This window comes from Exiguobacterium sp. SH5S13 (genome assembly GCF_004337085.1).
Taxonomy (GTDB): domain Bacteria; phylum Bacillota; class Bacilli; order Exiguobacteriales; family Exiguobacteriaceae; genus Exiguobacterium; species Exiguobacterium aurantiacum_A.
This window is the reverse complement of record NZ_SJUS01000019.1, coordinates 15,622-38,923: the sequence shown is the minus strand read 5'-3', so window position 1 is coordinate 38,923 and position 23,302 is coordinate 15,622. Positions and strand designations below refer to the sequence as shown.

Annotated in this window: 27 protein-coding genes and 1 other annotated feature; all 27 genes read right to left on the bottom strand. The window is 48.0% G+C overall.

The window, feature by feature from the left end; genetic code table 11:
* Window positions 1–18: 18 nt before the first annotated feature.
* The 27 genes from rplE to nusG all read right to left on the bottom strand — a co-directional run bounded on the left by rplE (window position 19) and on the right by nusG (window position 23,301).
* The gene (gene rplE / locus EVJ30_RS10455) at window positions 19–558 is read right to left on the bottom strand and encodes a 50S ribosomal protein L5 (RefSeq protein WP_016508927.1); all 540 of its coding nucleotides are present in this window, start codon (window positions 556–558) and stop codon (window positions 19–21) included.
* Between the two features lie 32 nt (window positions 559–590).
* Window positions 591–899 (bottom strand): 50S ribosomal protein L24, encoded by a 309-nt coding sequence (gene rplX, locus EVJ30_RS10450; protein ID WP_070329242.1) that lies wholly within the window; start codon window positions 897–899, stop codon window positions 591–593.
* A gap of 37 nt (window positions 900–936) precedes the next feature.
* Complete coding sequence (rplN, locus tag EVJ30_RS10445; RefSeq protein ID WP_012727667.1) at window positions 937–1,305, bottom strand: 50S ribosomal protein L14; 369 nt, start codon at window positions 1,303–1,305, stop codon at window positions 937–939.
* A gap of 43 nt (window positions 1,306–1,348) precedes the next feature.
* Window positions 1,349–1,609, bottom strand: coding sequence for a 30S ribosomal protein S17 (rpsQ, locus tag EVJ30_RS10440; RefSeq protein WP_016508930.1), 261 nt, complete (start codon window positions 1,607–1,609; stop codon window positions 1,349–1,351).
* Between the two features lie 33 nt (window positions 1,610–1,642).
* Window positions 1,643–1,846: a 50S ribosomal protein L29 gene (rpmC, locus tag EVJ30_RS10435; protein WP_016508900.1), complete on the bottom strand. Its 204-nt coding sequence runs from the start codon at window positions 1,844–1,846 to the stop codon at window positions 1,643–1,645.
* Window positions 1,833–2,270 (bottom strand): 50S ribosomal protein L16, encoded by a 438-nt coding sequence (rplP, locus tag EVJ30_RS10430; RefSeq protein WP_016508922.1) that lies wholly within the window; start codon window positions 2,268–2,270, stop codon window positions 1,833–1,835. Before rplP ends, rpmC begins: the two co-directional genes overlap by 14 nt.
* Window positions 2,271–2,302: 32 nt before the next feature.
* A complete protein-coding gene (gene rpsC / locus EVJ30_RS10425) occupies window positions 2,303–2,947 on the bottom strand; it encodes a 30S ribosomal protein S3 (protein ID WP_035386108.1) in 645 nt (214 codons plus the stop codon).
* A gap of 13 nt (window positions 2,948–2,960) precedes the next feature.
* Window positions 2,961–3,293 carry a 50S ribosomal protein L22 gene (gene rplV / locus EVJ30_RS10420; protein ID WP_021066609.1) on the bottom strand — a complete coding sequence of 111 codons (333 nt, stop codon included), beginning with the start codon at window positions 3,291–3,293 and terminating at the stop codon, window positions 2,961–2,963.
* Between the two features lie 20 nt (window positions 3,294–3,313).
* On the bottom strand, window positions 3,314–3,589 hold the full coding sequence (rpsS, locus tag EVJ30_RS10415; RefSeq protein ID WP_012727673.1) for a 30S ribosomal protein S19: 276 nt from the start codon (window positions 3,587–3,589) through the stop codon (window positions 3,314–3,316).
* 66 nt (window positions 3,590–3,655) lie between these two features.
* A complete protein-coding gene (gene rplB / locus EVJ30_RS10410) occupies window positions 3,656–4,486 on the bottom strand; it encodes a 50S ribosomal protein L2 (RefSeq protein ID WP_070329243.1) in 831 nt (276 codons plus the stop codon).
* Between the two features lie 34 nt (window positions 4,487–4,520).
* A complete protein-coding gene (gene rplW, locus EVJ30_RS10405; RefSeq protein WP_071398658.1) occupies window positions 4,521–4,802 on the bottom strand; it encodes a 50S ribosomal protein L23 in 282 nt (93 codons plus the stop codon).
* Window positions 4,802–5,425 (bottom strand): 50S ribosomal protein L4, encoded by a 624-nt coding sequence (gene rplD, locus EVJ30_RS10400; RefSeq protein WP_016508943.1) that lies wholly within the window; start codon window positions 5,423–5,425, stop codon window positions 4,802–4,804. The genes rplW and rplD overlap by 1 nt, the downstream gene beginning before the upstream one ends.
* A gap of 28 nt (window positions 5,426–5,453) precedes the next feature.
* A complete protein-coding gene (gene rplC, locus EVJ30_RS10395) occupies window positions 5,454–6,080 on the bottom strand; it encodes a 50S ribosomal protein L3 (protein WP_016508913.1) in 627 nt (208 codons plus the stop codon).
* Window positions 6,081–6,141: 61 nt separating this feature from the next.
* Entirely contained in the window at window positions 6,142–6,450 is a 309-nt protein-coding gene (gene rpsJ / locus EVJ30_RS10390; protein ID WP_016508894.1) for a 30S ribosomal protein S10, read from the bottom strand.
* Between the two features lie 380 nt (window positions 6,451–6,830).
* Window positions 6,831–7,340, bottom strand: coding sequence for a hypothetical protein (locus EVJ30_RS10385; RefSeq protein ID WP_131458639.1), 510 nt, complete (start codon window positions 7,338–7,340; stop codon window positions 6,831–6,833).
* Between the two features lie 97 nt (window positions 7,341–7,437).
* Window positions 7,438–8,625 carry an elongation factor Tu gene (tuf, locus tag EVJ30_RS10380; RefSeq protein ID WP_131458638.1) on the bottom strand — a complete coding sequence of 396 codons (1,188 nt, stop codon included), beginning with the start codon at window positions 8,623–8,625 and terminating at the stop codon, window positions 7,438–7,440.
* A 114-nt stretch (window positions 8,626–8,739) separates the two neighbouring features.
* Window positions 8,740–10,818, bottom strand: coding sequence for an elongation factor G (gene fusA, locus EVJ30_RS10375; RefSeq protein WP_070329247.1), 2,079 nt, complete (start codon window positions 10,816–10,818; stop codon window positions 8,740–8,742).
* Window positions 10,819–10,934: 116 nt separating this feature from the next.
* On the bottom strand, window positions 10,935–11,402 hold the full coding sequence (gene rpsG / locus EVJ30_RS10370) for a 30S ribosomal protein S7 (RefSeq protein ID WP_016508928.1): 468 nt from the start codon (window positions 11,400–11,402) through the stop codon (window positions 10,935–10,937).
* Between the two features lie 45 nt (window positions 11,403–11,447).
* Entirely contained in the window at window positions 11,448–11,870 is a 423-nt protein-coding gene (rpsL, locus tag EVJ30_RS10365) for a 30S ribosomal protein S12 (RefSeq protein ID WP_012727683.1), read from the bottom strand.
* Window positions 11,871–12,158: 288 nt separating this feature from the next.
* Window positions 12,159–15,758, bottom strand: coding sequence for a DNA-directed RNA polymerase subunit beta' (gene rpoC / locus EVJ30_RS10360; RefSeq protein ID WP_070329248.1), 3,600 nt, complete (start codon window positions 15,756–15,758; stop codon window positions 12,159–12,161).
* A gap of 22 nt (window positions 15,759–15,780) precedes the next feature.
* Window positions 15,781–19,329, bottom strand: coding sequence for a DNA-directed RNA polymerase subunit beta (rpoB, locus tag EVJ30_RS10355; RefSeq protein ID WP_070329266.1), 3,549 nt, complete (start codon window positions 19,327–19,329; stop codon window positions 15,781–15,783).
* A gap of 193 nt (window positions 19,330–19,522) precedes the next feature.
* Entirely contained in the window at window positions 19,523–20,119 is a 597-nt protein-coding gene (locus EVJ30_RS10350) for a class I SAM-dependent methyltransferase (RefSeq protein WP_131441633.1), read from the bottom strand.
* Window positions 20,120–20,204: 85 nt separating this feature from the next.
* Entirely contained in the window at window positions 20,205–20,570 is a 366-nt protein-coding gene (gene rplL, locus EVJ30_RS10345; RefSeq protein ID WP_070329250.1) for a 50S ribosomal protein L7/L12, read from the bottom strand.
* A 55-nt stretch (window positions 20,571–20,625) separates the two neighbouring features.
* The gene (rplJ, locus tag EVJ30_RS10340; RefSeq protein WP_070329251.1) at window positions 20,626–21,132 is read right to left on the bottom strand and encodes a 50S ribosomal protein L10; all 507 of its coding nucleotides are present in this window, start codon (window positions 21,130–21,132) and stop codon (window positions 20,626–20,628) included.
* Window positions 21,133–21,177: 45 nt separating this feature from the next.
* Window positions 21,178–21,331, bottom strand: a sequence feature (ribosomal protein L10 leader region).
* A 59-nt stretch (window positions 21,332–21,390) separates the two neighbouring features.
* A complete protein-coding gene (gene rplA, locus EVJ30_RS10335; protein ID WP_083274148.1) occupies window positions 21,391–22,077 on the bottom strand; it encodes a 50S ribosomal protein L1 in 687 nt (228 codons plus the stop codon).
* Between the two features lie 98 nt (window positions 22,078–22,175).
* Window positions 22,176–22,601: a 50S ribosomal protein L11 gene (rplK, locus tag EVJ30_RS10330; RefSeq protein ID WP_070329252.1), complete on the bottom strand. Its 426-nt coding sequence runs from the start codon at window positions 22,599–22,601 to the stop codon at window positions 22,176–22,178.
* A 148-nt stretch (window positions 22,602–22,749) separates the two neighbouring features.
* Window positions 22,750–23,301: a transcription termination/antitermination protein NusG gene (gene nusG / locus EVJ30_RS10325; RefSeq protein WP_016508920.1), complete on the bottom strand. Its 552-nt coding sequence runs from the start codon at window positions 23,299–23,301 to the stop codon at window positions 22,750–22,752.
* Window position 23,302: the final 1 nt, after the last annotated feature.

Below are 23,302 nucleotides of genomic sequence, written 5' to 3'. Positions count from 1 at the left end.
GTTGTCGACCTCCCTTTATTATTTTTGGAATGGCATTCCGAGAAGTGTGAGCAATTCACGTGCTTCTTCGTCTGTGTTCGCTGTTGTAACAACAACGATATCCATACCGCGTACTTTAGTTACTTTATCGTAATCGATTTCAGGGAAAATAAGTTGCTCTTTCACACCAAGCGTGTAGTTACCGCGTCCGTCGAATGCTTTCTTCGATACACCGCGGAAGTCACGTACACGTGGAAGTGAAACAGTTACTAATTTGTCGAGGAAATCGTACATGCGCTCGCCACGAAGTGTTACTTTCGCACCGATCGGCATGCCCTCACGAAGTTTGAAACCAGCGATTGATTTCTTAGCCTTCGTTACGAGTGGTTTTTGACCTGAAAGAATTGATAATTCTTCCACTGCCATGTCAAGAGCTTTCGAGTTCGAAACAGCGTCACCTACACCCATGTTGATGACGATCTTGTCGACTTGTGGCACTTGCATAACCGAGTCATAGTTGAATTTATCCATCATCGCTTTCACGATGTCGCTTTTATACTTCTCTTGCAAACGGTTCATAGTCGAATGGACCTCCTTTCGTCACGTTGTTCTTATTTATCGAGTACTTCGCCCGATTTCGCGACACGAACTTTTTTACCATCGACTACTTGGAAACCAACGCGAGTTGGTTTGCCCGTTTTAGGGTCGATTGGCATGACGTTCGAGACGTGAATTGGTGCTTCGATTTCAAGGATACCGCCTTGTGGATTCGCTTGTGATGGTTTAGCGTGTTTTTTCATCACGTTAACCCCTTCGACGACTACGCGGTTCTTGCTTGGCATAGCTTTGAGGATAACCCCTTGCTTGCCTTTATCTTTACCAGACATTACCTGGACTGTATCGCCTTTTTTAACATGCATCGTTTTGCGCACCTCCTTATAGGATTGAAATTGGAAATTAAAGTACTTCCGGTGCCAACGAAACGATCTTCATGAATTCTTTTTCACGAAGTTCACGTGCAACTGGCCCGAAGATCCGAGTGCCGCGTGGGCTCTTGTCATCTTTGATGATGACTGCTGCGTTCTCATCGAAACGGATGTACGAACCATCTTTACGACGAGCGCCGCGTTTTGTACGAACGACAACTGCTCTGACAACGTCACCTTTTTTAACAACGCCACCTGGTGTTGCTTGTTTTACCGTCGCGACGATGATGTCACCGATGTTTGCAGTCTTACGACCTGAACCACCGAGGACTTTAATTGTCAACAGTTCACGCGCGCCAGAGTTGTCTGCTACTTTCAAGCGAGATTCTTGTTGAATCATGCGAGTGTACCTCCCTCCGGATGTTTATAGATCCGAACTGTTATTAGATGATTACTGATTCTTCTACTACTGTTACGAGACGGAAACGTTTGTCTTTAGAAAGCGGACGTGTTTCCGCGATGCGGACTACATCGCCTACTTTAGCGACATTGTTCTCATCGTGCGCTTTAAATTTCTTCGTGTAGTTTACACGTTTTCCATAAAGCTTATGACGTACTTTTGTTTCAACTGCAACGACGATCGTTTTGTCCATTTTGTCAGACACGACGCGTCCAGTGAGTACTTTACGCTTATTGCGTTCCATGAGTGTTACCTCCTCTTCAATAATCCGATTAGATTAGCCGTTGTTGATGCCGAGTTCGCGTTCACGAAGAATCGTTTTAGCACGCGCAATCGACTTGCGTACTTCACGGATACGAGCAGGATTCTCAAGCTGACCTGTAGCTAATTGGAAACGAAGGTTAAAGAGTTCTTCTTTCCACTCGCCTACTTTACCGTTGAGCTCTTCATTTGTTGATTGACGGAGATCAGTTGCTTTCATTCGTATCACCACCATTTTCTTCACGTTTCACGAACTTACATTTTACTGGAAGTTTGTGCGCTGCAAGGCGAAGTGCCTCACGTGCGACTTCCTCAGATACACCCGCGATTTCGAACATTACTTTACCAGGCTTAACTACAGCTACCCAGCCTTCTGGAGCACCTTTACCCGAACCCATTCGAACTTCGAGAGGCTTTTTAGTGTACGGTTTGTGTGGGAAGATCTTGATCCACACTTTACCGCCACGTTTCATATAACGTGTCATTGCGATACGTGCTGATTCGATTTGACGGTTTGTGATCCAGCTCGCTTCGAGCGATTGGAGACCGAATTCACCGAAATGTACTGTTGTGCCGCGTTTTGCATTTCCGCGCATTTTACCACGGTGTACACGACGATATTTCACGCGTTTAGGTAACAACATAGTGTGTTGCCTCCTTCCTGAAAGAGTGTTTATTATTTAGTGTTTTTTGTTGGAAGAACTTCTCCGTGGTAAAGCCATACTTTAATTCCGATTTTACCATACGTTGTGTCAGCTTCAGCTGTTCCGTAGTCGATGTCGGCACGGATTGTATGAAGCGGAACTGATCCTTCTGAGTACTTCTCTGAACGAGCGATATCAGCGCCACCAAGACGACCAGAAACTTCTGTTTTGATCCCTTTGATGCCAGTGCGCATCGAACGTTGAATTGACTGTTTCATTGCACGACGGAATGACACACGGCCTTCCAATTGACGAGCGATGTTCTCAGCAACAAGCTTAGCGACTGCATCCGCGTTTTTCACTTCAACAACGTTGATGTGAACACGTTTGCCTTCAGCAAGCTTTGTGATATTTTTACGGAGTGACTCGATTTCCGAACCACCTTTACCGATGACCATACCTGGTTTCGCAGTGTGAAGCGAAATGTTTACGCGGTTTGCAGCGCGTTCGATTTCAACTTTAGCCACACTAGCATCCTTCATTTTGTTTTCGATGTATTCACGAATAACGTAGTCTTCATGAAGGAGATCTGCGTAGTCTTTCTCAGCGTACCAACGCGAATCCCAGTCTTTGATAACACCAACGCGAAAACCGTGCGGATTTACCTTTTGACCCACTACATATCCCTCCTTATTTCTCAGTTACCACGATGTGAATGTGGCTTGTGCGTTTGTTAATACGACTTGCGCGACCCATCGCACGTGGGCGGAAGCGTTTGAGTGTTGGACCTTCGTTGACGAAAATTTCAGATACAACAAGGTTCTCAATGTTCATATCGTAGTTGTGCTCTGCGTTAGCAATCGCTGACTTCAATACTTTTTCAACGATTGGCGACGCTGCCTTGTTCGTGTGAGCAAGGACAGAGAGCGCTTCGCCGACTTGTTTCCCGCGAATTAAGTCTACAACGAGACGTGCTTTGCGAGGAGCAAGACGGACCATATTAGCTGATGCTTTAGCTTGCATGGATTTGACCTCCCCTCAGATTACCGTTTCGTTTTCTTGTCTGATCCGTGACCTTTATACGTGCGTGTTGGAGCGAATTCACCAAGTTTGTGACCGACCATGTCTTCTGTCACGAATACTGGTACGTGTTTACGACCATCGTGTACACCGAACGTGTGACCCATGAATTCTGGGAAGATTGTCGAGCGACGTGACCAAGTTTTGATGACTTGCTTCTCACCAGATTCGTTAAGTTTGTCAACTTTAGCGAGCAAATGGTGATCTGCGAATGGACCTTTTTTCAAGCTGCGACCCATGATAGAACCTCCCTTTGGAATGATTCGGGAACGGCTCTTTCGAACCGCCCAAGAATCATGTAATAATTATTTCTTACGACGACGAAGGATGTACATGTCGCTCGATTTGTTTTTCTTACGAGTTTTGTAACCAAGAGCTGGTTTACCCCAAGGAGTAAGTGGGCCCGAACGACCGATTGGCGCACGACCTTCACCACCACCGTGTGGGTGATCAACTGGGTTCATTACAGAACCACGTACTGTTGGGCGTTTGCCTAACCAACGTGAACGTCCTGCTTTACCGATGTTTACAAGTTCGTGTTCTTCGTTACCAACTGAACCGATTGTCGCGCGGCAAGTGCCGAGGAACAAGCGTGATTCACCTGATTGAAGACGAACGATGACGTACTTGCCGTCACGTCCTTGGATTTGTGCCGATGCACCAGCCGCACGAACAAGCTGACCGCCTTTACCAGGCTTAAGCTCGATGTTGTGGATAGTAGTACCGACAGGGATGTTTACGAGTGGAAGAGCGTTCCCCACTTTGATATCCGCTTCAGGACCAGACATGATTTCCATGCCTACTTTGATGCCCTTAGGAGCGAGGATGTAACGTTTCTCACCATCTGCATAGTTGATGAGGGCGATGTTAGCTGAACGGTTTGGATCGTATTCGATCGTAGCAACGCGTCCGATGATAGCATCTTTGTTACGTTTGAAATCGATGATACGGTATTTACGTTTGTGCCCGCCACCTTGGTGACGTACAGTCAAACGACCTTGGTTGTTACGACCGCCTTTTTTCGAAAGCTTTTCAGTTAACGATTTCTCAGGACGGTTCGTTGTGATCTCTGCAAAGTCGAGAGATGTCATGTTACGGCGACCGTTAGTGGTCGGCTTAAACTTTTTAATTGCCATCGAGGATTCCCTCCTTTTCTTCTAAGGTAGTAAATTAACCGAGGAAGTCGATTGTGTTGCCTTCAGCAAGAGTTACGATCGCTTTTTTACGACGCGATGTGTAACCAGAGTGACGACCGACACGTTTCGCTTTCGGTTTAATGTTCATTGTGTTTACCGAAGCAACTTTCACGTTGAAGATTGTTTCGATAGCGTGCTTCACTTGTGATTTAGTCGCTTTAACGTCGATCTCGAAAACGTATTTGTTAGCTTCCATGAGGCTAACTGAACGCTCAGTGATGATAGGACGTTTGATGATATCGTATGCTTGAGCCATTATGCAAGCACCTCCTCTACCTTCGCAACCGCATCTTTAGTGAAGATGACTTTGTCGTTAGCAACGAGGTCAAGAACGTTAACGCCTGCTGCCTCGATTACAGTCACTCCTGGGATGTTACGAGCTGCGAGAGCGATAGTCTCATTGTAGTCCGCTGTGACTACAAGAGCCTTACGTTCTACTGATAGGCCAAGAAGTACTGCGACCATATCTTTTGTTTTTGGTGCATCGAAAGCAAGGCCTTCGAGGACGATCATTTCGTTGTTTTGTACTTTCGACGACAAAGCCGAGAGAAGTGCAAGACGACGAACTTTTTTAGGAAGCTTGTAAGAGTATGAACGTGGAGTTGGACCGAAGACTGTTCCACCACCAACCCATTGTGGTGAGCGGATCGAACCTTGGCGCGCACGACCAGTTCCCTTTTGTTTCCATGGTTTACGGCCGCCACCGCGTACTTCCGAGCGACCTTTCGTATCGTGAGTACCTTGACGGCGTGATGCTTGTTGCATGACGATCGCGTCATAAAGTACTGATTCGTTTGGTTCGATACCGAAAATGGCTTCAGCCAATTCGATTTCGCCAACTTGTGAACCTGTTTGGTTTAGCAAAGCTACTTTAGGCATTCGTAATTCCTCCTTTCCGTGCAGTTAATTAGTTACCTTTGACAGCTGTCTTGATGATGACGTTCGATTTACGAGCGCCTGGGATTGCGCCTTTAACGAGTACAAGGCCGCGTTCCACGTCAACTTTGACAATTTCAAGGTTTTGAATCGTTTTACGCTCGCCACCCATTTGACCAGGAAGAAGCTTCCCTTTAAATACGCGGTTAGGAGCTACAGGACCCATTGAACCAGGGCGACGGTGGTAACGCGAACCGTGGGACATTGGTCCACGTGATTGTCCGTGACGCTTAATCGCACCTTGGAATCCTTTACCTTTTGAAGTACCTGTTACGTCCACTAATTCACCTGCAGCGAAAATGTCCGCCTTGATCTCTTGACCGATTTCGTATCCTTCTACTGAAGTACGAATTTCTTTCATGAAGCGCTTAGGTGTCGCGCTTGCTTTCGCAGCGTGACCTTTTGCCGGTTTGTTTTGACGCGATTCTTTGATGTCTCCAAAACCGAGTTGAACTGCTTCGTAACCGTCTGTTTCAAGTGTTTTAACTTGAAGCACGACGTTTCCTTCGACAGCAACTACTGTTACCGGTACGACTTCGCCTGCTTCGTTGAAGATTTGAGTCATACCAAGTTTTGTTCCTAAGATTCCTTTAGCCATGAGATACACCTCCTGTTTAATAATTATTGTCTCTTCTGGCTAGTATCTACTATATGAAGAATTAAAGTTTGATTTCGATGTCAACACCTGATGGTAATTCGAGACGCATAAGCGCATCAACCGTTTTTGGTGTTGGGTTAACGATGTCGATCAAGCGTTTGTGTGTACGCATTTCGAACTGTTCACGAGCATCTTTATACTTGTGGACCGCACGAAGGATCGTGTAGATCGATTTGTCAGTTGGAAGCGGGATTGGGCCCGAGACCTTCGCACCTGAACGTTTCGCAGTTTCAACGATTTTCTCAGCTGATTGATCGAGAACGCGATGGTCGTATGCTTTTAAGCGAATACGGATTTTTTCATTTGCCATGTAAGTTTCCCTCCTTTGTCGCCTACTTTTAAAAATAGACAGTTCTCAGCGGAAATTTCCACACCGGCCATGGCAAAGCTGCCTGGCGTGTCATAACCTCCCGCTTCATCGCAGCGTGCTTGTGTCAGCAGAGGCATCCGATCATTGCAAATCAACGATAGGACCCATTTTCTGCTGTAAAGTCTCTCACCACTCGCACAAACACTTAATCATTATATCGAATCTGCAAAACAAATGCAAGATTTGATTTTTTTCGATCGTGCCGGATGTCTGATGAGTTGTTCAACGTTCACTAATGTAACAAGATTCGAACCCTTTTGCAAGTTCTTTTCCTTCTTTTGTTGAACTATTTTTCAAAAGAAGGCCCATGCCAACTCTTCCTAGCGTTTCATATACTCTTTAAACTGCTCAGTCACGGCTTCGATGACCGATGCCGGGGCTCGTTTCAGACACGATTGCACAATCGAGTTGTTGAACGGGTGCGTCATAAAGTATTCGTGCAGCTTGTCGACTTTCTCTCCCCGCCCCATCACTGAATAGAGGACGACCCACTCTTCAAGATGCATCCAACTCCCGTCCGGTTCAATGTAAGGATGCGTATAAATCCCGTCCGTACAACGCATCCGAAAACTAGCCATCACGTCGATGTCCTGGCCTTCAAACGTATATTCGCCAAAGTACGTCGTCATATACTCGTCATGCGGATCAGACTCTTCTTTTTTTCCGGCACGGCTGAGCACACGGTCAATCGTCTCGAACTGGTCAGGCTCAACGAACAGATCCAAGTCATGCGCCGTCTCGACGATCCCGTGATGCTTGAGTAAACTTGACCCACCAAAGCGGCAGGCAACGCCGTTCAACCGACAAAGCGTCTCCACTTGCTTTTCCATCGTCGATTCTCCTTCCTACAATCCTATCTCCTATCTTATCATTTCGTTTCAAAAAACAAAAAAGCAGCCCGCAAATGCGGACTGCTTAAGACATCGATTACTCGACGATTTCTGTTACCGAACCAGCACCTACAGTACGGCCACCCTCACGGATTGAGAAACGTGTTCCGTCTTCGATCGCGATTGTAGAAATCAATTCGATCGTCAACTCGATGTTGTCTCCTGGCATTACCATTTCAGTACCTTCTGGAAGGTGAACGATACCTGTTACGTCAGTTGTACGGAAGTAGAACTGCGGACGGTAGTTCGCGAAGAATGGCGTGTGACGGCCACCCTCTTCTTTAGAAAGAACGTAGATTGAAGCTTTGAATTTAGAGTGCGGAGTGATTGTACCTGGTTTAGCAAGTACTTGTCCACGCTCGATGTCTTCACGTGATACACCACGGAGAAGAGCACCGATGTTGTCGCCAGCTTCAGCATAGTCAAGAAGCTTACGGAACATCTCTACACCAGTACATACAGTTTTCTTAGTTTCTTCTGTAAGACCAACGATTTCAACTTCGTCGTTGACGCGGAGAACACCACGCTCAACACGACCAGTCGCTACAGTACCGCGACCAGTGATTGAGAATACGTCCTCAACTGGCATCATGAAGTCTTTGTCCGTGTCACGAACAGGCTCAGGGATGTACTCATCAACTGCGTTCATGAGTTCCATGATTTTTTCTTCCCACTGTGCTTCGCCGTTAAGCGCGCCAAGTGCTGAACCTTTGATTACAGGGAGGTCGTCGCCTGGGAAGTCATATTCAGAAAGAAGTTCACGGATTTCCATCTCAACGAGTTCGAGAAGCTCTTCGTCGTCAACCATGTCAACTTTGTTCATGAATACTACGATGAAAGGAACACCTACTTGACGTGAAAGAAGAATGTGCTCACGTGTTTGTGGCATTGGGCCATCTGTTGCCGAAACAACGAGGATCGCGCCGTCCATTTGTGCAGCACCAGTGATCATGTTTTTAACATAGTCAGCGTGACCTGGGCAGTCAACGTGTGCGTAGTGGCGTTTTTCAGTTTCGTACTCGATGTGAGCTGTTGCGATTGTGATACCGCGCTCACGCTCTTCTGGAGCACCATCGATTGCGTCAAACTTTGTAGCTGTTTTCCCTTGTGCTTTTGAAAGTACAGCTGAAATCGCTGCAGTCAAAGTTGTTTTACCGTGGTCGACGTGGCCAATTGTACCAACGTTAACGTGCGGTTTAGAACGGTCGAATTTTTCTTTACCCATTCTAGATTCCTCCTCTATAGACAATTAATTTTTTATTTAACTAGGAAGACGTAGGCTACTTTTAACATACGTCCTCCTTAGCTTACAACAATCATTTCAGCGTTACAACCGTTATTAGCCGTTCGCTTTTTTGATGATTTCTTCTGCAATTGACTTCGGTACTTCTTCGTAGTGGTCGAAGTGCATCGAGTACGTTCCACGTCCTTGCGTACGTGAACGGAGTGACGTTGCATATCCGAACATTTCCGAAAGTGGAATCATCGCTTTAACGACTTGTGCGTTACCGCGAGCTTCCATACCTTCTACGCGTCCACGGCGTGACGTGACGTCACCCATGATGTCTCCCAAGTATTCTTCTGGGATGACAACTTCAACACGCATCATTGGCTCAAGGATGACAGCTTTCGCTTGTTCCTTAAGTTGTTTGACCGCCATCGAAGCAGCAACTTTAAACGCCATCTCGTTCGAGTCGACATCGTGGTACGATCCGAAGACGAGGGCAGCTTTAACGTCAACTACTGGGTAACCAGCGAGGATACCGTTTTCGAGAGCTTCTTGAATACCGTTTTGAACAGCCGGTACGTATTCACGTGGAACAACACCACCGACGATCTTGTTCTCAAATTCGAATCCAGCACCTTCTACGTTCGGTTCGAATTCAACGACAACGTGACCGTACTGACCGCGTCCACCCGATTGACGTACGAATTTCGAATCGATCTTCGCAGCGCTACGGATTGTCTCACGGTAAGCAACTTGTGGTGCACCGACGTTTGCTTCGACTTTGAATTCGCGACGCATACGGTCAACGAGGATATCAAGGTGAAGCTCACCCATACCAGAGATGATCGTTTGACCAGTCTCTTGGTTTGTTTCAGTGCGGAAAGTTGGATCCTCTTCTGCGAGTTTCGCGAGGGCTTGACCCATCTTGTCTTGGTCTGCTTTCGATTTAGGCTCGATTGCGACCGAGATAACCGGTTCTGGGAATGTCATTGACTCGAGAACGACGTTGTCTTTCTCTGAGCAAAGTGTGTCACCAGTCGTTGTATCTTTAAGACCAACAGCAGCGGCGATGTCACCAGAAAATACCATTGGAATTTCTTCACGGCTGTTTGCATGCATTTGAAGGATACGACCGAGACGCTCGCGCTTCCCTTTAGTCGAGTTCTTCACATACGAACCAGCTTGTGCTGTACCAGAGTACACACGGAAGAATGTCAATTTACCGACGTAAGGGTCAGTCATGACTTTGAACGCAAGTGCCGAGAACGGCGCTTCGTCAGAAGGTTCACGCGTGATCTCTTCTTCTGTATCGAGGTTGATTCCTTTGATTGACTCGACATCAACTGGTGATGGGAGGTAATCAACAACAGCGTCCAACATCAATTGAACACCTTTGTTTTTAAAGGCCGAACCTACAAGTACAGGGTAGAATTCAACGCTAAGTGTTGCTTGACGAATACCAGCTTTGAGTTCTTCGATTGAGATCTCTTCGCCTTCGAGGTATTTCATCATCAAATCTTCGTTGTAATCCGCAACGCCTTCGATCAAGCGACCACGAAGTTCTTCAGCTTGGTCAGCCATATCAGCTGGGAAGCCTTCTGTTACTTCGATGTCAGTACCGAGGTCGTTCGAGTACATGTATGTCTTTCTTTCGACGAGGTCGATGATTCCTTTGAATTCATCTTCTGCGCCGATTGGAAGTTGGATTGGGTGTGCGTTAGCGTGTAAACGTTCGTGAAGTGTTTTCACCGAGTACATGAAGTCCGCACCAATCTTATCCATCTTGTTGACGAATACGACACGTGGAACACCGTATGTTGTCGCTTGACGCCATACAGTTTCTGTTTGTGGTTCAACACCTGACTGAGCGTCAAGTACAGCAACTGCGCCATCAAGTACACGGAGTGAACGTTCAACTTCAACTGTGAAGTCTACGTGTCCAGGTGTATCGATGATGTTTACACGGTGGCCATTCCACTGTGCAGTCGTCGCTGCAGAAGTGATCGTGATTCCACGCTCTTGCTCCTGCTCCATCCAGTCCATTTGTGAAGCTCCTTCATGAGTTTCACCAATCTTGTGGATACGACCTGTGTAATAAAGAATACGTTCAGTTGTAGTCGTTTTACCGGCATCGATGTGAGCCATGATCCCGATGTTACGAGTATTCTTTAGGGAGAATTCTCTTGCCATACTGGGTATTCTCCTTCCGCATGTGTTTTTCGTGTGCTGGCACACGATATGATTATACCCGAAAGCCACTCCATTAAGCCACCGCTTGGTGACGTGGAGTGGTCTTTACGTTTAACTTACCAACGATAGTGAGCAAACGCTTTGTTCGCTTCTGCCATCTTATGCATGTCTTCGCGTCTCTTAACAGAAGCACCAGTGTTATTGGCTGCATCCATGATTTCATTCGCGATACGTTGCTCCATCGTCTTCTCGTTGCGGAGACGAGCGTAGTTCACGAGGTAACGAAGACCAAGTGTCGTACGGCGTTCTGGACGAACTTCAACAGGAACTTGGTAGTTTGCTCCACCTACACGGCGAGCTTTAACTTCAAGTACAGGCATGATGTTTGTCATTGCTTCTTCGAACACTTCCATAGGCTCTTTGCCTGAGCGTTCAGCGATGAGACCAAATGCGTTGTAAATGATAGTTTGAGCTGTACCTTTTTTACCGTCTAACATGACACGGTTAATGAGGCGAGTTACCAATTTCGAGTTGTAGATCGGATCTGCGATAACGTCACGACGTTCTGCACGGTTTTTACGCATCCGAGTACCCTCCTTTCAAAATTTCAGTAGTTTAGTTTGCGAGAATTACTTCTTCGCAGCTTTCGGACGTTTCGTACCGTATTTAGAACGGCCTTGCATACGTCCGTCCACACCTGCAGTGTCAAGTGCACCACGAACGATGTGGTAACGTACTCCTGGTAAGTCTTTTACACGTCCTCCGCGGATAAGAACAACGCTGTGCTCTTGAAGGTTGTGGCCAATACCTGGAATGTACGCAGTCACTTCGATTTGGTTAGTCAAACGAACACGGGCATACTTACGTAACGCCGAGTTCGGTTTCTTCGGAGTCATTGTACCAACACGTGTACAAACACCACGTTTTTGTGGTGAGCTCACGTTTGTTTGTGACTTGATGAAACTGTTGTAACCTTTGTTAAGTGCTGGAGAGTCAGATTTAACGACTTTCGATTTGCGTCCTTTACGGACTAACTGGTTGATAGTAGGCATCTTTGAAGATCCTCCCTTCCTGAATTATGCTATTTTCTAGACCCACCGACCCGGGTGGTTCATTTAAGGTCATAACGAAACGCTTTTACGAGGCGTAGGCATTCCATGACCTCGCAAAAACGTGAGTTATACCTTGAAAGTGGCAATAATAGCAGCCAAACCTTTCCGTAGAAAGATCGGTTAACGTCCAAGTAGCTTGCCGACTGCTGGACACCATTGTCATCGACAACAACCGATTGGCGGCACTAAATCATAGTAGCACCGCCAAAGAGTGCTGTCAAGACGTTTTTACTCGACGTTCGCGTCTTCGAGGACGGCTTTCGACGCATCTTCTTTAAGTTTAACGTCACGGTATACCGGCATCCCTGTACCAGCTGGCACGAGTTTACCGATGATGACGTTCTCTTTGAGTCCGAGAAGATAGTCGCGTTTGCCTTTGATGGCAGCGTCTGTCAACACGCGAGTCGTTTCTTGGAACGAAGCGGCCGAGAGGAACGAATCTGTCTCAAGCGACGCTTTCGTGATTCCGAGAAGGACCGGTTTCGCCGTTGCTGGGCTCTTACCTACGCGAAGTACGTCTTTACACGCTTCTTTGAAGACGCCGATATCGACGAGTGAACCAGGGAGAAGTGGCGTGTCACCTGACTCGATGACTTTGACGCGACGAAGCATTTGGCGAACCATGACTTCGACGTGTTTGTCGCCGATTTCTACCCCTTGCATCCGGTATACTTTTTGAACTTCTTGAAGAAGATAGTTTTGGACACCAGACACACCACGGACGGTGAGCAATTCTTTCGGATCGATCGAACCTTCCGTGAAGACTTCCCCGGCATCTACCGTGTCGCCGATCTGAACGCGTAAACGCGCTCCGAACGGAATCGTGTACGTACGAGTCTCACTGAGTCCTTCGACCGTGAGTTCCCGCTTGTCACGCGACTCGGTAAAGTCGATGACCGTACCAGGAATTTCCGAGATGACCGCTTGCCCTTTCGGGTTACGAGCCTCGAATACCTCTTGGATACGTGGAAGACCTTGCGTGATATCATCTCCGGCTACCCCACCTGTGTGGAAGGTACGCATTGTAAGCTGCGTTCCTGGCTCACCGATTGATTGCGCGGCGATGATTCCGACTGCTTCGCCAACTTCAACGTTCGAGCCGGTCGCCAAGTTGCGGCCGTAGCACTTCTTACATACGCCGTGTGACGTGTTACATGTGAAGGCTGTACGGATTTCAACTCGTTCGATACCAGCGTCGACGATGTCGCGGGCGATATCTTCTGTGATCAATTGGTTCTTCTCAATCATGACTTCACCCGTTTCCGGATGTGCCACTGTCTCGAACGCTGTACGGCCGACGAGGCGGTCATACAAGTTTTCGATTTCTTCCGTGCCTTCGCGGAGAGCGGCAACGCGGATTCCGCGGTCCGTTCCACAATCTTCTTCACGGATGATGACATCTTGGGCAACGTCGACGAGACGACGCGTCAAGTAACCTGAGTCAGCCGTTTTAAGGGCTGTATCGGCAAGACCTTTACGCGCACCGTGCGTCGAGATGAAGTATTCTTGAACCGTCAGTCCCTCACGGAACGACGATTTGATTGGAAGTTCGATGATGCGGCCAGATGGAGCGGCCATCAAACCACGCATCCCTGCGAGCTGCGTGAAGTTGGACGCGTTACCACGGGCACCTGAGTCAGACATCATGAAGATCGGGTTCAAGCGGTTGAGGGATTTCATCAATCGCGATTGAATCTCGTCCTTCGCTTCGTTCCAAGAGCGTACAACGCGCTCGTAACGCTCATCTTCAGTGATGAGACCACGACGGAACGACTTCATGATTTGGTCGACTTGAGTTTGCGCTTCATCAAGGATTTCTTGTTTGTCCGGAAGAACGATGATATCGGCGATTCCGACCGTCACACCCGCTTTAGTCGAGTGTTTGAAGCCGAGATCTTTCATCCGGTCAAGCATGCGGCTCGTTTCAGTCGTTTCAAACTTCTGGAACACTTCCGCGATGACTTTACCAAGGAATCCTTTTTTGAACGGTTCGATGAGTGGACGTGCGGCAATTTCTTCCGCGACGTTGGCACCTTTTTCGATGAAGTACTTATCAGGCGTTGCTTCCTGCAAGTTTTCCATCGTCGGTTCGTTCAAGTATGGGAACGTGTTCGGCAAGATCTCGTTAAAGATCATCTTACCGACTGTCGTGATTAACATTTTCTCATTTTGCTCCGCTGTGAACGTCGGGTTGTTGAGCGTACGTGCTGGAAGGGCGACACGTGTATGCAAGTGGACGTATCCATTTTGATACGCGATGAGCGCTTCGTTGACGTTCGACAAAATTTTCCCTTGTCCGATGGCATCGTCGCGTTCAAGCGAGATGTAGTAGTTACCGAGGACCATATCCTGCGATGGTGTAACAACTGGTTTACCATCTTTCGGGTTCAAGATGTTCTGTGCAGCGAGCATGAGGAGACGAGCTTCTGCTTGCGCTTCGGCTGAAAGTGGTACGTGGACCGCCATTTGGTCACCATCAAAGTCGGCGTTGTAAGCCGTACATACGAGTGGATGTAGACGAATCGCACGGCCCTCGACGAGAATCGGTTCGAAAGCTTGAATCCCTAGACGGTGAAGTGTAGGGGCACGGTTCAAGAGAACCGGATGCTCACGAATGACTTCTTCGAGGACGCCCCAGATTTCTGGTTGCATCTTCTCAATTTTGCGTTTGGCGTTCTTGATGTTCGACGCGATCCCGCGACCGACAAGTTCTTTCATCACGAACGGTTTGAAGAGTTCAAGGGCCATCTCTTTCGGGAGACCACATTGGAACATCTTCAAGTTCGGTCCAACGACGATAACCGAACGTCCTGAGTAGTCGACCCGTTTACCAAGAAGGTTTTGACGGAAACGACCTTGTTTCCCTTTCAACATATGTGAAAGCGACTTAAGTGGACGGTTACCTGGACCTGTTACCGGACGACCACGACGACCGTTGTCGATGAGGGCGTCAACCGCTTCTTGAAGCATACGCTTCTCGTTTTGCACGATGATGTTCGGCGCGCCGAGATCGAGCAAACGTTTGAGACGGTTGTTACGGTTGATGACTCGACGATATAAATCGTTCAAGTCAGAAGTCGCAAAGCGCCCACCGTCGAGCTGCACCATCGGGCGAAGCTCAGGTGGAATGACAGGAAGTACTTCGAGGATCATCCAATCTGGATCATTCCCCGACGTGAAGAACGCATCGAGCACTTCAAGACGTTTGATCGCACGTGTACGACGTTGGCCTTGAACTGTCTTCAATTCTTCGCGGAGTTCTCCGACTTCCTTCTCGAGTTGTACGTCTTGAAGGAGTGTCCGGATCGCTTCCGCACCCATGTCTGCTTTAAAGTCACTACCGTACTTCTCACGGTAGAGACGGAATTCTTTTTCCGAGAGAAGTTGTTTCTTCTCGAGCGGAGTGTCACCTGGTTCTGTCACGACGTACGACGCGAAGTAGATTACTTCTTCGAGCGCACGCGGTGACATATCGAGAACAAGCCCCATTCGACTTGGAATCCCTTTGAAGTACCAGATGTGCGAAACCGGAGCCGCGAGCTCGATGTGGCCCATACGTTCGCGACGCACTTTCGCTTTCGTCACTTCAACGCCACAGCGGTCACAAATGACTCCTTTATATCGGATTCGTTTGTATTTCCCGCAGTAACATTCCCAGTCTTTCGTAGGACCGAAGATTCGTTCACAGAACAGTCCGTCCTTCTCTGGTTTGAGTGTACGATAGTTGATTGTTTCCGGCTTTTTGACTTCCCCGTAAGACCACGAACGGATCTTTTCGGGTGAAGCCAAGCCGATTTTCATATATTCAAATCGATTAACATCTACCAAGGGGCCGACCTCCCTTTTCGCCTTATTCCTCTTCCGTAACAGTCGGTTGAACGACTTGTTCTAACGCCGATGTTGCGTTCGGGATGTTGTCGTCATCTTCATCTTTCATTTCAACTTCTTCGTCGTCCACAGACATCATCTTGACTTCCATACCGAGCGCTTGAAGCTCTTTGATCAAGACGCGGAACGATTCAGGAACGCCCGCTTTCGGAACGCTCTCGCCTTTCACGATTGCTTCGTATGCTTTCACACGACCAACCGTGTCATCCGACTTGATTGTAAGGATTTCTTGGAGCGTGTAGGCTGCGCCGTACGCTTCAAGTGCCCAAACTTCCATCTCACCGAAGCGCTGTCCACCGAACTGTGCTTTACCACCGAGCGGTTGTTGCGTAACGAGCGAGTATGGTCCTGTCGAACGAGCGTGAAGTTTATCATCAACCATGTGCGCAAGTTTGATCATATACATGACACCGACCGAGACGCGGTTATCGAACGGTTCACCAGTACGACCGTCATAGAGACGAGTCTTGGCATCTTTGTCCATTCCAGCTTCTTCAATCGTTGCCCATACGTCTTCTTCACGTGCGCCATCGAATACAGGTGTCGCCACTTTGATGCCGAGCTTTTTAGCCGCCATTCCAAGGTGGAGTTCAAGTACCTGACCGATGTTCATCCGCGATGGTACACCGAGTGGGTTAAGCATGATGTCAATCGGTGTGCCGTCTGGCATGTATGGCATGTCTTCTTCAGGGAGGATCCGCGAGATAACACCTTTGTTACCGTGACGTCCCGCCATCTTATCCCCTTCGTGAATCTTACGTTTTTGAACGATGTAGACACGAACCATTTGGTTCACACCTGGTGAAAGTTCGTCGCCGTTCTCACGGTCGAACACCTTGACGTCCAAGATGATGCCGTCGCCGCCGTTTGGTACACGGAGTGACGTATCACGGACTTCACGGGCTTTCTCACCGAAGATCGCATGCAAGAGACGCTCTTCCGCCGTCAGTTCAGTTACACCTTTAGGCGTGACTTTCCCGACGAGGATATCGCCATCTTTCACTTCCGCACCAATGCGGATGATCCCACGATCGTCCAAGTTGCGAAGCGCGTCATCACCGACGTTCGGAATATCACGTGTGATTTCCTCAGGTCCGAGTTTCGTGTCTCGTGACTCTGACTCATACTCCTCGATGTGAATCGAAGTGTAGACGTCATCTTTCACGAGGCGCTCACTCATGATGATCGCATCCTCATAGTTGTAACCGTCCCAAGTCATGAAGGCGACAACGACGTTACGGCCGAGCGCGAGCTCACCCATATCCATCGATGGACCGTCAGCAAGGATTTCTCCTTTTTCGACTTGGTCACCAGCAGCGATGATCGGCTTTTGGTTATAGCACGTTCCTTGGTTCGAACGAACGTACTTTTGAAGTTTGTAGCGGTCAAGGTCACCTGAAACCGTTGTTCCGTTCACGTCAGACGTGCGGCGGACCAAGATTTCACGCGCTGTGACACGCTCGACGACACCTGGGTATTTCGCGATAATCGCGGCCCCAGAGTCTTTCGCTGACACGTACTCCATACCAGTACCGATAATCGGCGAGTCAGGTTGAAGGAGTGGTACAGCTTGACGTTGCATGTTCGCTCCCATGAGGGCACGGTTCGAGTCATCGTTCTCAAGGAACGGGATACATGCTGTTGCCGCAGAAACAACCTGTTTCGGCGAAACGTCCATGTAGTCGACTCGACTTGGCTCAACTGACAAGTTTTGTCCGCGGAAGCGGCAAAGGACTTGCTCGTTTGCAAAGTAACTGTCTTCAGTGAGCGGCATGTTCGCCTGGGCGACGACGTAGAGATCTTCTTCATCCGCCGTCATATATTGAATCTCGCTCGTGACGAGACCTGTTTCTGGGTCGACTCGGCGGTACGGTGTCTCAATGAAACCGTACTCGTTTACTTTCGCAAAAGATGAAAGCGAGTTGATGAGACCGATGTTCGGTCCTTCAGGTGTTTCGATTGGACACATCCGACCGTAGTGCGAATAGTGAACGTCTCGAACTTCGAAGCCGGCACGCTCACGTGTCAAACCACCCGGTCCGAGTGCAGAGAGACGACGCTTGTGCGTGAGCTCTGCGAGCGGGTTTGTTTGGTCCATGAACTGTGACAACTGCGAGCTACCGAAGAACTCTTTCAGCGATGCGATTACCGGGCGGATGTTAATCAGCGCCTGTGGTGTGATCGCATTTTGATCTTGAATCGACATCCGTTCTTTTACGACACGTTCCATACGAGAAAGACCGATACGGAATTGGTTTTGGAGAAGTTCTCCGACTGAACGAAGACGACGGTTTCCTAAGTGGTCGATGTCATCTGTTGTTCCGACTTCGTGAAGTAAGTTGAAGAAGTAGTTGATCGATGCAATGATATCCGCTGGTGTGACGTGCTTGATGCTACGGTCGATGTTGCCATTACCGATAATGTTCAAGACACGCTCTCCATCCGGGTCATCTGGTGAGATGACTTTAATCGATTGGAGACCAAACGGCTCACCTTCAGCAACGCCGCCAGTTGGCTCAGCGTCCATGTAACCGAGACCGTTTTCCAAATGCGGAAGGACGCGGTCTAAGTTGCGACGGTCGAGGATTGTTCCAGCTTCGGCGATCACTTCGCCTGTCTCTGGGTCAACGAGCGTCTCGGCCAATTTCTGACCGAAGAGACGGTTTTTAAGATGAAGTTTTTTGTTCATCTTATAACGACCAACGTTTGCGAGGTCGTAGCGTTTCGGGTCGAAGAAACGTGAGACGAGAAGTGATTTTGCGTTTTCAACCGTTGGTGGTTCACCAGGGCGGAGACGCTCGTAAATCTCGATCAACGCTTTCTCTGTCGACTCGGTATTATCTTTTTCAAGGGTGTTCCGAAGATATTCATCATCCCCGAGAAGGTCGATAATTTCTTGGTCCGTACCAAATCCGAGAGCACGCAACAACACCGTTACCGGGATCTTACGGGTACGGTCGATACGAACATAAACGATATCCTTAGCATCTGTCTCAAGTTCGAGCCATGCTCCACGGTTCGGGATGACTGTCGCACCGAAACCACGTTTACCGTTTTTATCGAGTTTAGAATTGTAATAGACGCTCGGCGAACGAACAAGCTGGGAAACGATGACGCGTTCTGCGCCGTTAATAATAAACGTTCCCGACTCTGTCATAATCGGGAAATCACCCATGAATACTTCTTGTTCTTTAAGCTCACCTGTCTCTTTGTTTTGCAGACGTACTTTCACGCGCAATGGCGCAGAATAAGTGACGTCGCGCTCCTTCGAGTCATCAATCGAATATTTCGGCTCGCTAAGCGAGTAATCGATGAACTCAAGCACGAGGTTTCCAGTGAAGTCGGAGATTGGCGAAATGTCGGTAAACATCTCTTTCAATCCTTCACGTAAGAACCACTCATAAGAAGCAGTTTGAATTTCAATCAAATTCGGAAGCTCTAATACCTCACTGATACGGGCAAAGCTTCTTCTCTGACGGTGACGACCGTACTGAACAAGTTGACCAGTCAACTGATTCACCTCTCAGACCCCCAATTCTCTATCGAATTTTTCGGGCGTAATAATCGAACATTGTCATTGAATGTCGCCCTTTTTCCGCGTCTAAAAAGCGGCAAACGCGGCAATTCAAGGCGAATTCCATTCCAATGGCATTTTATAATGTTAGCATATACGTTATAGCGAGTCAACAAGACTCAACCGTTTGTCAAGAGCGAATTGCCCGGAAAATAAAATAGCCTTTGTCTTTGGCAACCGTCTCGACCTGACCGAACACATCTTCAAGCAACTTCTTAGCAGAAGGTGCTCCTTGTTTCTTTTGAATGACGACGTAGAGTGCCCCGCCCATGACGAGATGCGCGTACGCATCTCTTAAAATCGTGTGAACCACTTGCTTCCCGGCCCGAATCGGCGGATTGGTCACGATAGCGGCAAATTGCTCGCCTCCGACTCCATCATATGCGTGGCTAAGCCGTGTTTCGATCGTCACCCCGTTTTGGGCGGCGTTTTGCTCTGACAAGGCAAGCGCTCGTTCGTTCACGTCGACGAGAAGCGCTTCACGCCCAGAGGCGTCGGCAAGCGAGATCCCCATCGGACCGTAGCCGCAGCCTACATCTAAAATGCGACCTTCAACTTCCGGCACTTCAAATGACTCGATTAAGAGACGTGACCCAAAATCGACCGATCCTTTCGAGAACACGCCGCGGTCCGAGGTGAAGCGATACATCTTCCCTCGCAACTCATACGTCCACGTCTCAGGGGCACTTTTCGAACTCGGATCGTTCGTATAGTAATGATCTCCCATGCATTGAACCTCCTAACCCACTCTTCAAGGAAATAAAAGAAGCTCGCCATAGCGAGCTTCTATACGTTGTGAAGTAAAAGTTAGATTACTTAACTTCGACAGATGCGCCAGCTTCTTCAAGCTTAGCTTTAACTGCGTCTGCATCTTCTTTAGAAACGCCTTCTTTGACTGGAGCCGGAGTTCCGTCAACGAGTGCTTTTGCTTCTTTAAGACCGAGGCCAGTAAGTTCACGTACTGCTTTGATTACGTTGATCTTACCAGAACCTGCGCTTGTGAGGATTACGTCGAATTCAGTTTGCTCTTCAGCTACTGCTGCGCCTGCACCTGCTGCTGCTACTGGAGCTGCTGCTGATACGCCGAATTCTTCTTCGATTGTTTTTACGAGTTCGTTAAGTTCGAGAACCGTCATTGATTTGAGGTCTTCGATGAATTGCTCTTTGTTGAAAGCCATTATGGTTTTCCTCCTTTGATGTTGTAAAAAGTTTTTTTACGCTACGCGACAAAGATTAAGCAGACTGCTCTTCTTTTTGTTCTGCGATTGCGTTTGTTGCGATTGCGAGCCCGCGGATCGGAGCTTGAAGGACGCTGAGAAGCATCGAGAGAAGACCATCGCGTGATGGAAGTTCTGCAAGGGCTTTAACTTCTTCGAGTGAAGTTACTTTGCCTTCGATGATTCCGCCTTTAAGTTCGAGCGCTTTGTGCTCTTTTGAGAAGTCGTTCAAGATCTTCGCTGGAGCAATAACGTCTTCTTTCGAGAACGCGATTGCAGTAGGACCTGTGAAGACTTCATCGAGACCGTCATAACCAGACTGAGTCGCCGCGCGACGAAGGAGACCGTTTTTGTATACTTTGAACTCGATTCCAGCGTCACGAAGTGTTTTACGGAGTGTAGTCACTTCTTCAACTGTAAGTCCACGGTAGTCAACAACGATCGTTCCAACGCTTGCTTGCATTTTCTCAGCGATTTCATCAACGAGTACCGATTTCTGAGCTACGATTTTTTCGCTTGCCATGTTTGTGCACCTCCTAGTCAATTCTTATACCGGACGAGAGGCTGCTCTCCAAAAAGAAATCCCTCGTATGAAGACATACGAGGGCGTAATTGTTTGAAAGTAAACCCGTGACAACAGGCTCAAGTTCGAGCAAAGACACCTCGGAAGGGTTTACGGACCGATGTCCACCTTCTGTCTGCGGTAATCCAACATATTCGGTTGAACGTGTTTTACTTTAACAGCGGCATCACACGTTGTCAACAGTTTATTTCAAGTGAATTACTTGATGAAATCGGCAGTCGCGACACGGATACCAGGACCCATTGTCGAAGAAAGCGCGATGTTTTTGAGGTAAGTTCCTTTTGCAGTAGCAGGCTTAACTTTCATGAGTGTCTCGAGGATAGTCTCGATGTTCTCAGAGAGTTTTGTTGCTTCAAATGACTTCTTACCAACTGGTACGTGGATGTTACCGGCTTTATCAACACGGTACTCAACTTTACCAGCTTTGATGTCCGCGATTGCTTTCGCAACGTCGAACGTGACTGTGCCTGTTTTCGGGTTAGGCATGAGGCCTTTTGGTCCGAGAACGCGACCGAGTTTACCAACTTCACCCATCATGTCAGGTGTCGCAACGATAACATCGAAGTCGAACCATCCTTGTTGGATTTTAGTGATGTACTCAGCATCGCCGACGAAGTCAGCGCCAGCCGCTTCAGCTTCTTTAACTTTTTCGCCTTTTGCAAAGACGAGAACTTTTTGTGTTTTACCAGTACCGTGTGGAAGTACAACGGCACCGCGGATTTGTTGGTCCGCTTTCTTCGGATCTACGCCGAGACGGACAGCAATTTCGATTGTTTCATCGAACTTAGCTGTTGCAGTTTTTTGAACGAGTTCAACCGCTTCTGCGAGGTCGTAAGACTTCGTGCGATCAACAAGCTTAGCTGCTTCTTGGTGTTTTTTACCCATGATTCTTTTCCTCCTTGTGGTTAGCGGAATTTCCTCCCACATAATGAAGGGATTGAAGGTGAGCAAAATATGCACCGACAATCCCAGAGACTAATAAATTAGTCTTCGATTACAATACCCATACTGCGCGCAGTACCTTCAACCATAAGCATCGCTGTTTCTACAGACGCTGCGTTAAGGTCAGGCATTTTAAGTTCAGCGATTTCGCGAACTTTATCACGCTTAACCGTTGCTACTTTCTTACGGTTCGGTTCTCCTGAACCGCTCTCGATACCAGCAGCTTTTTTCAAAAGAACTGCAGCTGGTGGAGTTTTCGTAATGAATGTAAACGAACGATCTTCGTATACCGTAATGACTACAGGAATAATCAATCCGGCTTGGTCTTGTGTACGAGCGTTGAACTCTTTACAGAATCCCATGATGTTAACACCTGCTTGACCAAGTGCTGGACCAACTGGTGGTGCTGGGTTAGCTTTACCAGCAGGGATTTGAAGTTTAACGAGTTTAGTAACTTTTTTCGCCACGAGACACACCTCCTTAAGTCTAAAATGTGGTTTCTTGGACGTTGTGCGCCCTCCCACTCAATCTATTAGGTCGAGTTTGTACTGAAATATAGCACAACATCAAACATTTCCGATTGTACCATCCGTTTCCGAGAATGGCAAGTGGGTTTTAGTTAATTTTCTGAACTTGTTCGAAATCAAGCTCAATTTTTGTTTCGCGGCCGAACATGTCGACGACGACTTTGAGCTTCTCTTTGTCAGTTTCGATCTCATCAATCGTACCTTCAAAGTTCTCGAACGCGCCTTCTTTGACACGAACGAGATCGCCAAGCTCATAGTTATAACGGTCTTTCTTCTCAATCAGACCCATCTGCGAAAGGACGTTCGTCACTTCGTCAGGCTGGAGCGGGATCGGCTTGGCGCCGCCCCCGGTTGATCCGAGGAAGCCCGTTACGTTTGGCGTGTTACGAACAACATACCATGAATCGTCTGTCATAATCATCTCGACGAAGACGTATCCAGGGAAGTTTTTCACTTCACGCTCTTTAATTTTCTTTTCGCCACTCTTCAACGTGACTTCTTCTTGCGTTGTTTCGGTCGGAACGAGGACGCGGAAAATTTTATCTTCCATGTTCATCGAACCGATTCGACGTTCTAGGTTTTCTTTGACATTGTTCTCAAAGCCAGAGTACGTCTGGACAACAAACCATTGTTTCTCCACG

Coding starts and splice junctions, on each gene's coding strand:
- rplE (WP_016508927.1), bottom strand. CDS start 558: ATGAACCGTTTGCAAGAGAAGTATAAAAGCGACATCGTGAAAGCGATG.
- rplX (WP_070329242.1), bottom strand. CDS start 899: ATGCATGTTAAAAAAGGCGATACAGTCCAGGTAATGTCTGGTAAAGAT.
- rplN (WP_012727667.1), bottom strand. CDS start 1,305: ATGATTCAACAAGAATCTCGCTTGAAAGTAGCAGACAACTCTGGCGCG.
- rpsQ (WP_016508930.1), bottom strand. CDS start 1,609: ATGGAACGCAATAAGCGTAAAGTACTCACTGGACGCGTCGTGTCTGAC.
- rpmC (WP_016508900.1), bottom strand. CDS start 1,846: ATGAAAGCAACTGATCTCCGTCAATCAACAAATGAAGAGCTCAACGGT.
- rplP (WP_016508922.1), bottom strand. CDS start 2,270: ATGTTGTTACCTAAACGCGTGAAATATCGTCGTGTACACCGTGGTAAA.
- rplV (WP_021066609.1), bottom strand. CDS start 3,293: ATGCAAGCTAAAGCATCAGCTAATATGGTCCGTCTTGCTCCTCGCAAA.
- rpsS (WP_012727673.1), bottom strand. CDS start 3,589: ATGGGTCGCAGCTTGAAAAAAGGTCCATTCGCAGATCACCATTTGCTC.
- rplB (WP_070329243.1), bottom strand. CDS start 4,486: ATGGCAATTAAAAAGTTTAAGCCGACCACTAACGGTCGCCGTAACATG.
- rplW (WP_071398658.1), bottom strand. CDS start 4,802: ATGGCTCAAGCATACGATATCATCAAACGTCCTATCATCACTGAGCGT.
- rplD (WP_016508943.1), bottom strand. CDS start 5,425: ATGCCTAAAGTAGCTTTGCTAAACCAAACAGGTTCACAAGTTGGCGAA.
- rplC (WP_016508913.1), bottom strand. CDS start 6,080: ATGGCTAAAGGAATCTTAGGAACAAAACTTGGTATGACTCAAATCTTC.
- rpsJ (WP_016508894.1), bottom strand. CDS start 6,450: ATGGCAAATGAAAAAATCCGTATTCGCTTAAAAGCATACGACCATCGC.
- EVJ30_RS10385 (WP_131458639.1), bottom strand. CDS start 7,340: ATGGAAAAGCAAGTGGAGACGCTTTGTCGGTTGAACGGCGTTGCCTGC.
- tuf (WP_131458638.1), bottom strand. CDS start 8,625: ATGGGTAAAGAAAAATTCGACCGTTCTAAACCGCACGTTAACGTTGGT.
- fusA (WP_070329247.1), bottom strand. CDS start 10,818: ATGGCAAGAGAATTCTCCCTAAAGAATACTCGTAACATCGGGATCATG.
- rpsG (WP_016508928.1), bottom strand. CDS start 11,402: ATGCGTAAAAACCGTGCAGAACGTCGTGACGTTATCGCAGATCCGATC.
- rpsL (WP_012727683.1), bottom strand. CDS start 11,870: ATGCCTACTATCAACCAGTTAGTCCGTAAAGGACGCAAATCGAAAGTC.
- EVJ30_RS10350 (WP_131441633.1), bottom strand. CDS start 20,119: ATGGGAGATCATTACTATACGAACGATCCGAGTTCGAAAAGTGCCCCT.
- rplL (WP_070329250.1), bottom strand. CDS start 20,570: ATGGCTTTCAACAAAGAGCAATTCATCGAAGACCTCAAATCAATGACG.
- rplJ (WP_070329251.1), bottom strand. CDS start 21,132: ATGGCAAGCGAAAAAATCGTAGCTCAGAAATCGGTACTCGTTGATGAA.
- rplA (WP_083274148.1), bottom strand. CDS start 22,077: ATGGGTAAAAAACACCAAGAAGCAGCTAAGCTTGTTGATCGCACGAAG.